Origin of the sequence: Mordavella massiliensis, from assembly GCF_016902415.1 — a bacterium.
GTDB classification, from domain to species: domain Bacteria; phylum Bacillota; class Clostridia; order Lachnospirales; family Lachnospiraceae; genus Merdimonas; species Merdimonas faecigallinarum.
The window spans coordinates 1-16,055 of sequence record NZ_JACJLV010000045.1; the positions used below are offsets into that span (position 1 = coordinate 1).

Consider the following 16,055-nt stretch of genomic DNA (forward strand, 5'->3'; position numbering starts at 1 on the left):
TAATTTAACAATCCGCATCGGCGGATGGAGATAAAAAAAAGAAAGACAATTTATCTATTCTGGATAAATTATCTTTCTCATTCATATTTATACGTGTTTCTGCGGGATATCAGGATCCGGAAAGCAAAGCGCTGCCTTCGCGCCAGCTTCCAGGGCTCCTATATAAAATCCCGGTTATACTTCTCAATCATCTTGTAGACCACAAGACCGATCCGGAAGGCCAGCACTTCATTGGCATTGCTGAAGTCCACGCCTGTGATCTTTTCAATCTTTTCAATCCGGTAAGAAGCTGTCTTATAATGTACATACAGATCCTGAGCCGTCTTAGACAGATTCTGGTTCCTGTCCAGGTAGGTCTTTAAAGTAACCAGAAGATCGTCTCTTTGCGGCTTCTTGTAGTTATACAGCTTTTGCAGCCCTTCCGGCACATACTCCAGCAGCTGTTCCGGATCGTCCAGCTGGCACAGAAGCTTGAAAATGCCAAGATCGGAAAACAGCGTCACCTGGGTATTACCGTCTTCTGAGATCTCCCCGGCAATATCCACAAATGTGAAGGCTTCCGTTGCCTCTTTAAAACTTTCCGGCAGGTTGATGATCCCTTCCACCACTTTTCCCACACCGGCTTTTACCTGCATCTCTTTGTGCGAGCGGCTCACATAAGCCTGCACTTCCTCTACCACGGCGCGGATCTCTGCCCGGTACTCCTCCTGTGTCTGCTCTCTTGGAACTTCTTTGATCACCACGATCCGATCCAGATCATTGTAGATCTTCACATTTCCTGCCTGACAGGCGATAGCGTCGCTTAGAAGATTCATCTCGCTGATCTTGGACTTAAAGTCCTTTTTCTCTCTTTCGTCTCCCTTTAATCCAAAAACGATCACCCGGAAACAACCGTTGACAGGCACGCCCAAAAGGCTGGTGTTTTTCTGCAGTTCTGAGACAGAATCAATCTTTCCGTTCAATATATTGTGCATAATATCGTTCTGGAACTTCTTTTCCAGTTCCGCCACCGAATACTGGCGCACCAGTTCAAACTGCAGGGCCCAGATCGCGCTTTCCGCAGCGATGCAGTCCATCACGTCCAGGGGCCGGTTCTGCTCCGTGATCACAAGATACAGCCGTTCCCTAAGATTCAGCTTGACTTTGATGATATACTGGTCTTTGTCCCCGTCCCCGCTTTTTTGGATCAGATATTCATAATTCGAGTAAATATCCGGCTGATAGGGTCTTGCCTCCCTTAAGATCTCAGCCTCCCTGTCTGCCCCGTCAGAAGCTCCGATGCAGTTAAGCTGCCGGTTAAAGGCAGCTACGGGATTGCCGATCAGCTTGGCCAGCACCTCCAGAATATGGTCGATCACCACGTCTACATTCTCCGACTTCAGCACCAGGGCCGAGAAGTTGTCGTGAGTCGTCTTAAAATACTTCAGCTGGGTAACTTCTTCGTTAAAGAGCCGCTCCATCAGCCAGCTCATCACATCCCGGAAGGAAATCTCAAAAGGCATCTCCAGCACCGGAATCTGATGTTTTCTGGAAAATTCCAGCAGATATCCGATCTTTTCCTCCGCTCCTTCTACCGGCTTGCCCCGCTTCAGGATCAGGGCGCTGATTTTTTTATTTTCCAGCTCGTCGATATAGCTTTGAAACTCTTCTATCGTGCAGGAGCGAAAGGCATAAAGACCCGTCAGAAGCACCTCGCCTCCGTTGATCCACTTTACAATGTCCGGAGCTTCTATGATGGTTACGCCTTTGATCTCATTATCAAGTCCTTCTTCTCCGCTGATCAGCCGTGCTCCGTTGATCGCTTCTTCCTTTAACAGGTCTTTTACATACAACGCCATTCTTTGTCTCACCGCCATTTTTCTAAAACTCCCTTACCGATTACTTGTCCATTATAACATAAAAAACGTGCGGCCGTACAGTGCAAAACCGTACGACCGCTCCAGCTGTGTCTCATGTAACGCCGATTCCCGGAATCCGGCGTCAGATCCGGTCCGTTTTATTTCTCCAGATAGTGCTTCGCAAGATCCTTCATGATCACAGACGCCTTGGCAAACTCACTGTATTTGGTAAACTCTACCGGGCAGTGGCTTCTGCCTTCTTTACTCGGGGTAAAGATCATAACGGTAGGAATGCTCTGTCCGATCTCCAGGGAGTCGTGTCCGGCTCCACTTGGCATTCTGCGGTATGTATAACCTCTCTCCTTGCAGTCTGCCTCCATGAAGTCCAGCATCTCGGAGGACAGGTGTACCGGTGTGATGGTCAGCTTGTTGTCCATCTCATAGCTTCCGCCGTACTCTGCCACTTCTTTATCCAGAGCCTTGCGGATCCGGTTGGTGATATCATTGATGTTGTCGTTGTTCATGGAACGGATATCAACGGTAAATTCCACTTTCTCTGCCACGATGTTCATTCCGCCGGGAACGGTGTTGATATAACCTACTGTAGAAACGGTTCCATCCGCTTTCTCTCTTGCCCAGTCGGCAATCTTGGAGATTACTTTTGTAGCTGCGTCTACCGCGTCCATTCTCATATCCATCGGTGTGGTTCCCGCATGGTCCGCTCTTCCGTGAACGGTTACCATGTATCTCTGGATTCCAACGATACCTTCTACCAGACCAAGTTCTGTGCCTTCTGCGTCCAGAACCGGTCCCTGCTCGATGTGTGCTTCCAGGAACTGTCCGATGGAGCCTTCCTTCCATGCCGCCTCGCCGATCTTTTCCGGATCCAGGCCATAGCCTTTCATAGCGTCATAAATGGTCACACCGTCGGTATCAGCAAATTTTTTGGTGTACTCTACGTCTCTGTGTCCCAGCATTGCTCCGGATCCGAAATATCCGGTTCCGAAACGCATACCTTCCTCGTCGCAGAAGCCAACCACAACAAAGTTTCTCTTCGGAACGAATCCTTCTTCTTTTAAGATTCTTGCCACTTCAATGGCACAGATCACACCGGCGATACCGTCATAGTCTCCGCCGTTTACAACAGAATCATAGTGAGATCCCATCATAACACAGGGAGCGTCCGGATCTTCTCCTTTGAGAGTTCCGATCACATTGCCTGCCGCATCTTCCGTAACTTCCAGACCTGCTTCTGTCATCAGTTCCTTCAGATAGTTTACAGCGTCTCTTGCCTCCTTGGTAAACGGCAGTCTTGTACAGCCGTTGCCCGGAGTCGCTGTATACTGTTTTAAGTGCTCCAGATCTCTTGCAATTCTTCCTGTTACATCTTCAATTCCCATACGCCACCTTCCTTTCCCTTCCTTCAGGGAAGCCTTCTTATTTTTTTCTGTCTATGATAAACACCTTGACCGGTGAATATAACATAGAAACGATCACCAGGATAAATCCCAGGTATGCCAGCGCATTCATGCCTGCGGCAAGTCCTCCCTGGATCAGGAAGAAGGATATCATGATGATGATGAATGCGATCGTAAGTCCGCCTTCTTTTGTTTTAAAAAAACTGTTTTTCATCGCTTTTACCTCCTCTTATCCTGCCATTCCTATAATACCGCAGTGGCAAATACCACCAGTCCGATCACGATCGTGGTTCCAATGGCGATAGGCATCAGTTTTTTCAGTACCTCGCCTTCTCTTCCCAGGATACCTGCAGTCGTGGTTCCCAGAATGATCTTGCTGGGGCTGATAGCCGCGCCGATGGCGCCGCCTGCGGTCTGCGCTCCCAGAACCGCTGCCTCATTCAGTCCCAGAAGTCCTGCAGTCGTAGACTGGAACGCGCCAAAGAGGATATTCGAGGACATATTGCTGGCTGTCATAAATGTTCCGATCAGTCCCACTACCGGTGACAGGATCGCATAGGCCTTGCCCAGCACGCGGGAGATCCCGTCCGCCAGGACGTCCGTCTGACCGGTGCCGCCCATGATCCTGGACATGATCACCAGTCCGATGACCGCAATACCTGACGGCATGGTCATTGCCACTGATTTTGCAAACACGCGTCCTGTGCCGCCCTTTTTGATCCATCCATGACTGCCGTAATAAATGAGGCCGACGATGGAGGACAGGAACAGGAACATGCTGGCGTGGGTAAACGGAACCAGCGGAGAAAAGCTCTCCACTGCCTGATTGACAAATCCGTAGCCTGTGGAGGTCTCCGCAAAGGAAAACCCAATGGAGAACTGTCCCAGGAACTCATTAATGGGTTTTACCACCAGGACAATAATGGTCAGGGCTGTCAGGATAAAATACGGAACAAATGCCTGGAGAAGGGACATATCGGAGGGGCCTTCTTCTTCTTTGGCAGTGGTTCCGGCCCGGTTCATGATCGGGCTGTCTTCCAGTTTCCACTCCTCGCGGTACATCTTCATTCTTCCGATCAGGAATAATGCCACCAGGGATACGCAGGACGGGATAAAGCAGGAAAGCGTGGTGTTTACCTGGCTTAACAGAAGTTCTCCGCCGCCCTGGATCACTGCAAGGATCAGCACTGCAGGAAGACCTTTCTTCACGCCCGCGCCTTTTCCGTAGAACCAGCACATGATAAGGCCGGTAATTACGTCCCATACAAACAGGAAAGCGCTGGCCCAAAGAGCCGCCGCAAAATATTCCGGGCTTCCTGTTGTCAGGCCGGAGGTAGAAGCAAGGGAATCCCATGCCGCCGCCAGTGTTCCGAATGTATTACCCCAGGACTGTCCCAAAAGAGGCAGGATCACCGCCCACATGGGGTGCATGCCGATCCCGATCAGAAGCGGGGCGCCTACAGCCACCGGTACTCCAAATCCGGTAATGCCCTGCAGGAAACTTTCCAGGATCCAGCCAAGAGCCAGCACCAGCAAAAGCTCATTGGGAAGGAGCTTTCGCATGCCGTTCCGGATCACCAGAAAGGCTTTGGCTTCATCCGCCACCTGGTACAAAAGGATGGCCGTCCAGACGATCAAAAGGATCGGAAGCGCGCTCCAGATCCCCTTGGCCGTCTCGGACGCCAGCAGGGTAAAGTCCGCCTTATAAAAAGCCACCGCCGTAATGATCGTGATTAAAAGTCCAATAGGGGCGGCCTCAGTGGCGCCCCATTGGAACTTGATCAAAAGGAGTAATAGTACGATAATTGGCAGACAGGCCATTATCCACATAAACAGATTTGTTGGTACGTTCATTTTCTCTCTCCTAAACTACTTGTGTATTACCGTTCCGGTCTCGCCGGCGATTCCGGCCGCAGCTTTGTCGAGAAGGGTGATCAGTGTACGTCTTCCTTCTCCCGACTCTGCGAAGCGGATCGCTGCTTCGATCTTCGGAAGCATGGAGCCTTTGGCAAACTGTTCCTGTGCGATGTATTCTTTCGCCTGGTCAACGGTAAGATCACTTAACCATTCCTGGTTTTCTTTTCCGAAGTTAATTGCCACCTTCTCCACGGCTGTCAGTATGATGAGGTAATCCGCGCCAAGTTCGGCGGCCAGCAGGCTGCTGGCATTATCCTTGTCAATGACTGCATTGACGCCGGATAATTTTCCGTCCTCATCTACAACGGGGATGCCCCCGCCTCCGCAGGTGATCACGATATGTCCCGCGTCCACCAGCGTCTTAATGGTCAGAAGCTCCCGGATCTTCTTTGGCATCGGGGAGGCAACCACCACGCGGTATCCTCTGCCTGCGTCTTCCATGCAGGGGATGCCGTTCTCCTGGTTTCTCTTTGCCTCTTCCTCGGTCAGGAACCGTCCGATGGGTTTGGTCGGATTCCTGAAAGCTTCGTCGTTTTTGTCCACCTCTACCTGGGACAGGATCGTAGAAACTTTTACGTCCATCCCTCTGCGGTGTAATTCATATTTGATCGCATTCTGCAGATCGATACCGATATATCCCTGGCTCATGGCCACACAGGTAGGAAGCGGAGTCTCCATATAATTATCGGTATAATTGGTAGCCAGCTCGTCCATCGCTTTCTGGATCATGCCCACCTGGGGGCCGTTGCCGTGGGTTACCACAAGCTCCAGACCCTGGGCTGCCAGGTCGACGATCACCTGCGCTGTCTTTGCTACCGCCTCTTTCTGCTCCTGGATATTATTTCCCAGAGCATTTCCGCCTAATGCAATGACAACTTTCTTTTTTTCCATAACCTTGTCCTCCGTCACTCTCTATTCGGGATCGTAGCCAAGCTTCTTTGCGTATGCTGTGATCGCTTTCTCGAAGCACTCGATCGGAGGATGAACCGTACCTGCGCCTATCTGTCCGTATCCGGCGATCTTGTGCGCGATACCGGTATTGATCACAGGCGTGATGCCTTTCTCTACCACTTTTCTTGCGTCGATGCCAAGGCAGATTCCCTGGAAGTTCCAGGTCGGAACCGTGAAGTTCGGGTTTCTGTCGATGACGATCTCCATCATCTCGTTGCTGGTGCGAAGTGCATCTTCGTATCCGCCTGCTCCTACGAATCTGGTAACAGCCGGAGCCGCGATCATAGCCATACCGCCGACGCCGAAGGTCTCTGTGATGGCGCTGTCGCCCATATCCGGGCAGGCATCCTCGCCGTCATATCCGGTAAAGTAAAGTCCCTGCGGAGTATTAACAGGACCTGTGAACCACTCGTCGCCCATACCTGCGATACGGATACCGAACTCATAACCATTTCTGCACATAGCAGTTACAACGGTTCCATCGGTTCCGGTACGTGCGTCGTCCATTACTGCCTTGCCGGTAGCCATCATGATATTTAAGAAGAACTGATCGGTATCAGCCAGGAACTTGATCACGTCGTAACGGTCTTTTTCGTCCATATCCATCTTGGTGATGATCGGAGCCATCTCTTTTAAGAATGCAAGAGAAGCTGCGATATTTCTCTGATGGAACTCATCGCCCATGGCAACTGCCTTGGCGATCAGCGGGTTGATGGCAAGTCCGTTCTCCATAGAGCGAAGGGCTTTGCCAAGTGTCGGTCCAAGAACGTCTCTCATCCAGCGCAGACGATCGATAACTTCTTCAGAATATGCACCGAAACGGAGTACTTTTCCGATACCTTCGTTCATGGTACAGTAAGCACGGTTTCCGCCGGTTACATTTTCTACGACAAAGACTGCCATATTCGGAGAAGTGATACCGCCCATCGGTCCTACCGCATTGACATGGTGGCAGGGGATGAACTTGATCTCGCCGTTCTCCAGCATCTTTCTTGCGTCTGCTTCATTGTCTGCCCATTCCTCGAAAAGGACTGCGCCTACACAGGAGCCCTGCATCGGATCCGGCATGTTCTTGTACTCTACCGGAGGACCTGCGTGAAGGATGACTTTTCCTTCATTGAGTTCCGGAATGACTTCTTTTGCACGGACATTGTCTCTTAAGATCGGCTGGCTTGCAACCACCTTTGCGATCACTTCCTGGTTCTTCTCATCAATTCCCTCATAATTTCTCAGGAAATTCAGAACCTTGATCAGCTTCACATCTCCACCTGCCGGCGGCATCCAGTCATACTGAACCACCTCGCAGCCAAACTGCTCTACCACTTCTGCAAAGCTCTTCAGACCGATGTTGATGATCTTCGGCTTCTCGCTTAAGAGCTGACGAAGCTTCTCGGACGGAGCAGCCTTCGGGAAATCTACCACCTGTTTCGGGCGGATCTCCTTTGCAGGCTCGTTAAAGTCTCTGCCGATCGCACGGATCGCGGTGCGGCATGCCAGTTTATTATTTTCACATACGATCACGCCTGCTTCTTTTAATTTGTTGACAGCGTCATCGTATCCCTGGAAGTCTCTTCTGGTTCCGCAGACGGTAGCGACAAAGAATACCTTTCTTCCCTGTCCCTCTGCCTTTGCCATCAGTTCCTTGATGGTCGGAAGCAGAGCGCCTGCCATGTCTGCGTGTGAGCCGTATCCTAACATAATGTCAAAGAGAACAGCTCCTGTAGACTCATCGTCTACTGCTTCCTGCATACACTCGATTCGTTTTGCGGGATCGATCATCGGGTGCGGTTTGCCCTGTGTATAAGCGTCATCGCCCAGGTCCACAACCACGTTGCCGTCCAGCTGCAGCATGTAGCCTTCGATATCTTCCGGCGGAACTTTTACATCCATGGCGTCTTTGATCAGCATAGCCGCCTCATTTGCCAGTGTACCACCTGAATAATATGCCTTGATGGTCTTCTTGTCTTCTGCCTTGTAGAAGGAAGACTCGTCTACTTCTACGGAAGCCTCCGGGATCTCTTCGCCTCTTACCAGGCCCACTGCCAGGCGCGCAGCCTCGTCCAGTGTATAGGCATGATAGAAGTTCTCCTCATGATATTCCGGCTTTTCGCCGACGAACAGGGTTACGATCGGTTTGCTGAAATTGCTTAAGCGGGCCGCGATCTTATCCCGTACTTCTTTTGCCGGCGGCTTGGAAACGATCACCAGTACCTTCACTGCGTCGTCGTCTTCCATTGCGTCGATCATGTCCATCATGGTAATTCCGCCAACAGCCGCATTCAGGTCACGTCCGCCGATTCCAATGGCGTTGGTCACGCCTTCGCCCAGTCTGTCGATGATCGTTGTCAGTTCCTGGATACCCGTACCGGAAGCCCCGATGATTCCGATAGAGCCCGGAGCCACATTATTGGTAAATGCGATCGGCACACTCTGGATGATGCCGGTACCGCAGTCCGGTCCCATAACGGCCAGTCCTTTTTCGTGTGCTTTGTTTTTCAGTTTTACTTCGTCCTCCAGCGTTACGTTATCGCTGAACATAAATACATTTAATCCCTCGTCCAGCGCGCGGTCTGCTTCCAGAGCCGCATATGCGCCCGGGATAGAGATCACTGCCAGATTCGCATCCGGCTGTTTTGCGAGAGCCTTCTCCCATGATTTTACGCTCTCTGCGCCTTTCTTCTCAGCGCTTTCGGTAGACTGCTTCTTAAAGAACTCTTCCATCTCAGCTTCGATGGTGTCAAGAAGGCTGTCGTCATCCACATCCGCAACGATAACCAGATCGTTTGCAGATGCGGCCTCCAGTTCTTCAGTAGCCAGCCCGCTCTGTCTGTAAATATCTTTATTTGCCGGTGTTGCCATCATGATGGATACTTTCTTAACACCCTCGATCGTAGAGATCTGGTTGGTCAGAAGCATCAGAACAACAGAATCATGATAGCTGCCCTTTTTCACAACTGTTTTTAACATAGGTTCTCCTTCCTGAGTCTTCCTGATCTATTCAGCGAAACGATTCTTATGGTCGTAGCGGTCAAAATGAATATCATCGCTCTTCAGATACTCATAGATCTCATCTACGATCTCCACGCCGCCGGTCGCATATGCTTTTTCTTTTCTCAGCATTGCACGCTCGCCCGGATAGTAAACTTTGTCGTATCCTTCAGCAGTCGGCATCTCGCCCAGTTCGTCGATGGATGCAGACATAGCTTTCTTGAATTCCTCTGCTCCCACGAAACGGGCCGGGTCGATCACGATGTGCATCTGTCCCAGTTCTCTTCCCTTGGAAAGGTCATGATACATGGAGCTTACATGTTTTCCAAACGGTACGCCAAGAAGGATACCGGAGAATACGTCTACCATCATCATCAGGCCATATCCCTTTGCCCCCGCGATCGGAAGCAGCGCATTTACATGGTTGGGGTCTGTGACCGGATTGCCCTTCTCATCTACTGCCCAGCTGTCCGGGATGCTCTCATGTCTGGAACGCTTGTCCAGGATCTTGCCCCATGCCTGTACAGTAGTAGCCATGTCAAAGACAACGGTTCTGTCGTCTGCTGTCGGCGCAGCAAAGGAAATGGGGTTGGTTCCGTAGTAGGGCTCTGTTCCGCCTACCGGAACTGCCATCGGGTCAGACTGGCAGAAGGAGATTGCAAGGAGTCCCTGCTCTGCTGCCATCTCTGTATAATATCCGATGGATCCGCTGTGGGACATATTTTTCATACCCACAACAGCGATCCCGTTCTTCTTTGCCATCTCGATGGCTTTGTCCATGCCGTATTTTGCAACCGCATATCCGCATCCGTTGTCTCCTTCGAACACACCGGAGCAGGGGCCGGTCTCTTCCCATTCAAATTTCGGGTTTGCAGTGATACCGCCTTTTGCGATACGCTCTGCATAGTATTCTACGCGGACCGCGCCGTGAGAGTGGTATCCTCTCTCGTCAGACCAGGTCATAACTTCTGCCGCGATGTCTGCGTGATCCTCATTCAGACCAGCTTTCATCAGCTTATTTTTCATCAAATTCTTTAACTCGTCATGTGAAAGCTTCATTTCAAATTTCCACCCTTTACACTTTTTTATAACTGAACGTCTCTGTTGCAGTCTTTAGAATAAATATAAGCAAAATCTTCTTCACGTCCTACTGCGTAGCAGGCCTGCGGAACGTATGCATCCAGGAATACATAGTCGCCTTTCTTCACCGGAACCCACTCGTCATCCAGTCTGTACATACCTTTACCGGACAGGAAGTACATGCCGTGCTCCTGGATGTGTGTCTCGATGTATCCGTGGGAAGCGCCCAGTTTGAACTTCAGGATGTGCATGTTCATATCAAATCCGAAATCGCCTGCTGCCGGCAGAAGGTCTTTGATATGGCAGTTGTTCATTCCTTCGTACTCTACCCACTCCATATCGTTGACATTGTTCACTACTGTGTGCGCGCTGTAGCCCTCGATACGGTCGTATCTTCTCTTGTAAACATACAGTTTTGCGTCTGCTCCGCTCTTGTTCTCAAATGTGATCGCATTGCTCTCAGGCGAGAAGATGTAACCGCCCTCTGTGAGCGTTGCTTCCTGATCATCATTTTTAACGGTAACTTCACCGGAGATCACATACAGGAAGGACTCGATTCCTTCTCCGCCGATGCCGGTGTTCTTGCCACCTGCTTTTGCAGTTACCAGATAATCCGCGAAGGTTGCTCCCATGGAAGGAGATCCAAGGATCGTTACGTCGCAGTTCTCATATCCCGGTACTGCGTTCTTTACCAGTCCGTCTGGCTCAAGGAGAACATAGTTCTCTTTCTTCACAACAGAACGTGTCATCAAAAGTTCATCACGATAGCCTACCTGATTGTTTAAATAACTCATACTAAAATCTCTCCTTTTCTTATGGCTGGTCGACCATTTACTCTATTATTAATTATGACAATGAAACTGCTTTTTTTCAATCAATATTTTAGACAAAACATAGAAATTATTTTTATCCACTTTCACCCCTGATGTTAATTTTTTCACATCACACCTTTCCGTTTGTCTATGTTATAATAGATTTTGTGCATAGTATATATTTAGGGAGGTATCCTGATGTTTGAGCAGAAAACCATATCAATTGAAACTGCATCCTATGATAAATCAGCTATTATCTATTATGACCAAAAAATCACCCCCAAAGCATGCATCCTGTATTTCCATGGCGGAGGCCTTTTATACGGTCACAAAGAGGACCTGCCGGAAGGGCATCTGATAAAACTGACCGAGGCGGGATATGTCATTATTGCCTATGATTATCCCCTGGCCCCGACTGCAAAACTTCCCATGATCCTGGATGATGTGCGGGATTCCATCCACCACTATATTGACCACGCCGAGGACTACTGCGGGCAGAAGCTTCCCTACTTTCTCTGGGGACGTTCCGCCGGCGCTTACCTGTGCCTGATCGCGGCTGCCTACGGCTACTTTGAGACGCCGCCTGCGGGCATCCTGTCTTATTACGGATACGGCTTCCTCTGCGACCACTGGTTCCAGACTCCCAGCGCCTATTATAAGACCCTGCCTCCTGTGGACGCTTCCTGCTTAAGCCATCTGCCCTCCGGATACGAGACAAACGGCGATCTTAACACCCACTACAGCATCTACGTCTACGCAAGGCAGACCGGCAAATGGTTCTCCCTTCTCTACGAAGGACGGGAAAAATACTTCTATCTGGACTACACCCTGCGGACCTGCCAGAGCCTGCCATGTCCGCTGTTCGCCGCCCACGCCACCAACGATACCGATGTTCCCTTCGATGAATTCCGGGAACTGATCACCCGCTACAATCCCAGGACCTTCATCGCAGCCTGCAATGTCCACGACTTCGACCGGGAGGCAGACAACCAGTTCACTCCCAGGCTTCTGGACGCCACGATCGATTTCCTGGATAAACATATTTAACCTCTGGCATCATGAAAAAAGACTGACCGAAAAGCTTGATCACCTGCTTTCCTGTCAGTCTTTCTTATTCTTTAGTGTCTCTTTATGTATTTTTCCAGGTATTTTCGCATTGCGCTCCAATGGACATTCATGGTAAAACGAAACACCGTTTCTTTGTCCGCGTCGTCTATAACGCAGATATACAGATCATCCTCCGCGCAGATGCCTGACCGGCTGGACTGCCCTTTTTTCAGGCAGATGATCTCTTTTGGCCGGATCGTCCGCTCGATCTCTCCAAACAGACCGAACCCGCTCTCCTGCCGGACGATGATTCCTTTCTTCCGGTCCGGTTCCAGGCGGCGCAGCTGATTGATCAGCCTTCCGTCACGCCCGGTCTTTACAATATACGCCGGATATCTGGTGTCCATGATGCCCATGCCGCTTTTGTCTTCCTTTCTTCCAAATACACTTTCTTCATAAGCCTAAATATATCTTTTGATCTTTTTGTTCGCTTTCAGAAGCGCATCCATAAAGGCCTGATTGTCTTTTAACGATACCACCACATTTTTCTTATTTCTGGTTCCCAGAAGGACCACGTCCGTGGAGGCGCAGTAAGACAGCGTGAGCCTGTCGGCTCTGTGCATAGCCGTAATATCTTCGATCAAAAGCTCTTCTTTTGAGATCCCGAAGCGTATGAATAATTTCTTTTTGTCTATCTCAACATAATTTGCAAAGCATACCGGTATCAGATACAGGTCCAGAAGGCCTGCCGGCAGGATGTAAAAATACGAGATATAATGAAGCCCGTATTTCACGATCATCCATACCAGCACGGCGTTCAAAGCTGCAATGATCAGATACCACCAGACTGCAACTTTTCCTTTAAATCTCATACGTCTCCCTATTTCTCATCTTCAAAGATGGTGCCCACACGGAATCCTTCCGCGCTCTTCATCTTCTTCATCAGGAAGTAATATACCACTCCTGTCGGGATCAGGCTCACATACCAGGACAGTTCCATGATGATCAGGGAGCAGATGGATCCGATGATGATTGCAATAACAGCAGCCCAGTTCATTCCTTTGTAAGGTCCGTTCTTGTCATACATACGGTTCAGATCCAGTTTCTTCTTCCGAAGGATGTAGAAGTCCACTGCCATAACCGCAAAGATCGGTCCCAGGAATGCGGAGTAGAACTGTGTGAAAAGATTCAGTCCTGCCGCAGATTCAGCGGTAACCAGCTTCCAGGGCATTACAACTACGGACAGCACACCAACAAGAATGGTTGCGTAGGTCCATTTTACTTTGAAGGACTCCATCAGCACGTAAGCCGGCGGAACGATATTGTTCAGTACGTTTGTCGTTACCTGTGCAAATGCGATGAACAGCAGGGTCATGATGGTCAGGAATGTGTTGTCCATGGTGGTGGAGAACACAACAACCGGGTCGCTGTTTCCGGTCGCGGCTGTAACCAGAAGGCCGATCAGACCCATAAACAGTGTTACAGGCAGGATCGCGATGGTGTAAATGCTGGCAGCCTTCACCGGTTTGATGTCATCGGTTGCGTTCCGTGAGTAGTCGGACGCATTGATGATCATGGTAGAATAAATACCCAGGAAGGATGTGGTCGCTGCCCAGAACGGCATGCCCCAGGTTCCTTCGATACCGGAGAATACGTCTCCGATCTCTGTGGAGAATTCGGTGTTTACTACATACAGCATGTAGGCAAGGATCACGAGAATGAAGATACAGGAAATGTTCTCCATCCATTTGATTCCTTCAAATCCTTTGATCGCCAGCAGTACCTGCACGAGGGTAAATAATCCGTATACCACCGGCAGATTGTCAAATCCAAACAGAATGCTGGTACAGCTGTTGATGGCGCCTGCGCCGACCCAGCTCTGATAACCGAACCACACGATGGCCGGAAGTCCACGAAGAACGCCGGGGATCTTAACGCCGGTAAAACCAAAGCTGCTTCTCAACTGTACGGTAAACGGGATACCATAAGTATGTCCGCACTCTCCGATGATTGCCAGTGCAACAGCGATGACCAGACAGCCGATGGTCATGGCGATTACCGCCTGCAGTACGGTCAGTTCTCCGATCAGGCCCGCGCCCATGGAGAAGGTTCCGATGGATACACAGCCGCCCATGAAGCTGGCCGCATAGGATACCGATCCCATGATACGCTTCTTGGTAGGCTGCAGATCCTGATCCACATTTTTCACAAGTTCCGGATTAATGTTTACGTTTTCAACAATAGCCATTTTCTCTCTCCTTCTTGTATCCGCAGCCCCCTTCAATCCCTTCCGGGGCGGCGGGTATTTTATCAGGTCTATTTAATTTTCTTCACCAGATTTCCGTAGCCCTTCTCGCCTACGATCTCGCCGTCTTCTGCGACAACCTGGCCTCTTACGATGGTGTATACCGGAAGGCCTTTGCCTTTGAGTCCGACGAAAGCAGAGATCTTATTAACATATTTCAGAGACTCACTGGTGATCTCCCATTCCTTGTCCGGATCCACGATCAGAAGGTCCGCGTCAAAGCCTGGCTTGATATCGCCCTTCTTGCCATAGATGCCGAATGCCTTTGCAGGCTGTACGGACATGGAGTTAGCAAGAACAGTCGGGCAAACGCCCCGTTTTACCACGCCTTCGCTGAACGCTGCCTGGAATCCGCTCTGAATGCCGGAGCATCCGCCCCATACGTCAAATACTGTCTCGATCTTGTTGCCAAGGATCTCGTTGTATTTCTCGTCATAAGAACAGGGAGAGTGGTCGGAAGCGATTCCGCTGAATACGCCTGCCTTAACATACTCCCACATTTCCTCTACCGCCTCTTTGGGCTGCAGGATGGGCGCGCATTTAAAGAGCGGTCCGTTCTTGATCACATCTTCGTCAGTGAAGGTCAGATAATGAGTACAGGTCTCTGCCGTGATATCATAGCCTTCATCCTGAGCGGCTTTGATCTTCTTTGCAACCGCCGGATGGGATACATGGCAGATATGAGCCTTGCATCCTGTGGCCTTCGCAAGCTCAATGATCGCGTCTGTCGCCACGATCTCCGCAACTACAGGACGGGACTCCAGATAAGCCTTCCAGTCATTGCGTCCGGCCTCTTTCATTCTCTTTTCCTGATTCTTGATGATGGAGTAGTCTTCACAATGGAAGCCTGCACGTCCGTCAAACTCTTTGATAATGTCCATCGCTTCCAGCGCCTGGCCGTAGCTTAAAGACTCATAGTCCGGAGAAACCGGTCCGATAAAGGACTTAAAGGATACGCAGCCCTTTTCATCCAGATCCTTCAGGTCTCCAAAGTTATAGCTGGTCAGTCCGCCCCAGAAGCAGTAGTCCACATATGCGTTGGGAGAAACCTTATTCTCTTTGAAATCAAAGGTTTCCGCATTGGTCATACAGGGCTCATTCTGAAGAGGCATATCAATGACGGTAGTATATCCGCCAAGAGCCGCGGCCGCTGTGCCGTGCTCATAGTCCTCGCGCCACTCATACCCCGGATCATTCAGATGTGCGTGTGTATCGATCGCGCCCGGGAAGATATACTTTCCGCCGGCGTCGATCACCTTTGCGGCCTCTGGCTCCACTCCGGCTTCCAGAACCGCGGCGATCTTGCCGTCCTTTACTGCAACGCCGCCTTCTGTAATCGCGTCAGCAGTTACAATCTTACCATTTTTAATCAACAAATCATACATAATAAAGAAATACCTCCTATTTCTCTAAAGTCGTTCCCTTTCTGAACCGCTCGCAGGACTTCATGTACTTCATGCAGAAGTAGAATACCAGACCTGTCGGGATGGTTGCTGTAAAGAAGGAAATATCTACATTGATCAGGCCGATCACTGCGCCTACCGCGATCGCGATAAATGCGGCCCAGTTTACTCCGGCGTGATCTCCCTTGGGATCATACAGATCCTTCAGAGCAGCTTCGCTGAATTTTCTTCTATGTAAGATGAAGAAATCTGTGATCAGTACCGCAAAGATCGGTCCGAAGAATGCGGTGTAGATC

General features: G+C 50.2%; 14 protein-coding genes. 1 reads left to right on the top strand and 13 read right to left on the bottom strand.

Annotated elements, in window-relative coordinates; translation table 11 throughout:
- Positions 1 to 158: 158 nt before the first annotated feature.
- From H6A13_RS10910 to allE, 8 genes are all read right to left on the bottom strand, one after another.
- Complete coding sequence (locus H6A13_RS10910; RefSeq protein WP_204909601.1) at positions 159 to 1,856, bottom strand: PucR family transcriptional regulator; 1,698 nt, start codon at positions 1,854 to 1,856, stop codon at positions 159 to 161.
- A gap of 140 nt (positions 1,857 to 1,996) precedes the next feature.
- Positions 1,997 to 3,238: a M20 family metallo-hydrolase gene (locus tag H6A13_RS10915; RefSeq protein ID WP_204909602.1), complete on the bottom strand. Its 1,242-nt coding sequence runs from the start codon at positions 3,236 to 3,238 to the stop codon at positions 1,997 to 1,999.
- A gap of 37 nt (positions 3,239 to 3,275) precedes the next feature.
- Positions 3,276 to 3,470, bottom strand: coding sequence for a hypothetical protein (locus tag H6A13_RS10920; protein ID WP_070087897.1), 195 nt, complete (start codon positions 3,468 to 3,470; stop codon positions 3,276 to 3,278).
- 29 nt (positions 3,471 to 3,499) lie between these two features.
- Positions 3,500 to 5,110 carry an L-lactate permease gene (locus H6A13_RS10925; RefSeq protein ID WP_070087898.1) on the bottom strand — a complete coding sequence of 537 codons (1,611 nt, stop codon included), beginning with the start codon at positions 5,108 to 5,110 and terminating at the stop codon, positions 3,500 to 3,502.
- 15 nt (positions 5,111 to 5,125) lie between these two features.
- On the bottom strand, positions 5,126 to 6,064 hold the full coding sequence (arcC, locus tag H6A13_RS10930; protein ID WP_204909603.1) for a carbamate kinase: 939 nt from the start codon (positions 6,062 to 6,064) through the stop codon (positions 5,126 to 5,128).
- Between the two features lie 21 nt (positions 6,065 to 6,085).
- Positions 6,086 to 9,091, bottom strand: coding sequence for a bifunctional FdrA/YlbE family protein (locus H6A13_RS10935; protein WP_204909604.1), 3,006 nt, complete (start codon positions 9,089 to 9,091; stop codon positions 6,086 to 6,088).
- 27 nt (positions 9,092 to 9,118) lie between these two features.
- Positions 9,119 to 10,171 (bottom strand): ureidoglycolate dehydrogenase, encoded by a 1,053-nt coding sequence (gene allD / locus H6A13_RS10940; protein WP_204909605.1) that lies wholly within the window; start codon positions 10,169 to 10,171, stop codon positions 9,119 to 9,121.
- Between the two features lie 26 nt (positions 10,172 to 10,197).
- A complete protein-coding gene (gene allE, locus H6A13_RS10945) occupies positions 10,198 to 10,986 on the bottom strand; it encodes a (S)-ureidoglycine aminohydrolase (RefSeq protein ID WP_204909606.1) in 789 nt (262 codons plus the stop codon).
- Positions 10,987 to 11,202: 216 nt separating this feature from the next.
- Between allE and H6A13_RS10950 the strand changes: the two genes are divergently transcribed.
- The gene (locus H6A13_RS10950; RefSeq protein ID WP_204909607.1) at positions 11,203 to 12,051 is read left to right on the top strand and encodes an alpha/beta hydrolase; all 849 of its coding nucleotides are present in this window, start codon (positions 11,203 to 11,205) and stop codon (positions 12,049 to 12,051) included.
- Positions 12,052 to 12,122: 71 nt separating this feature from the next.
- Here H6A13_RS10950 and H6A13_RS10955 read toward each other — a convergent pair whose 3' ends face one another.
- The 5 genes from H6A13_RS10955 to H6A13_RS10975 all read right to left on the bottom strand — a co-directional run.
- Positions 12,123 to 12,467 (bottom strand): hypothetical protein, encoded by a 345-nt coding sequence (locus H6A13_RS10955; protein ID WP_204909608.1) that lies wholly within the window; start codon positions 12,465 to 12,467, stop codon positions 12,123 to 12,125.
- Positions 12,468 to 12,512: 45 nt separating this feature from the next.
- Complete coding sequence (locus tag H6A13_RS10960; RefSeq protein ID WP_204909609.1) at positions 12,513 to 12,923, bottom strand: PH domain-containing protein; 411 nt, start codon at positions 12,921 to 12,923, stop codon at positions 12,513 to 12,515.
- A gap of 8 nt (positions 12,924 to 12,931) precedes the next feature.
- On the bottom strand, positions 12,932 to 14,299 hold the full coding sequence (locus H6A13_RS10965; RefSeq protein WP_204909610.1) for an NCS1 family transporter: 1,368 nt from the start codon (positions 14,297 to 14,299) through the stop codon (positions 12,932 to 12,934).
- 68 nt (positions 14,300 to 14,367) lie between these two features.
- Positions 14,368 to 15,741: an allantoinase AllB gene (gene allB / locus H6A13_RS10970; RefSeq protein WP_204909611.1), complete on the bottom strand. Its 1,374-nt coding sequence runs from the start codon at positions 15,739 to 15,741 to the stop codon at positions 14,368 to 14,370.
- 16 nt (positions 15,742 to 15,757) lie between these two features.
- Positions 15,758 to 16,055 (bottom strand): cytosine permease (locus H6A13_RS10975; protein ID WP_204909612.1); only part of this gene is annotated, 298 nt, incomplete at its 5' end.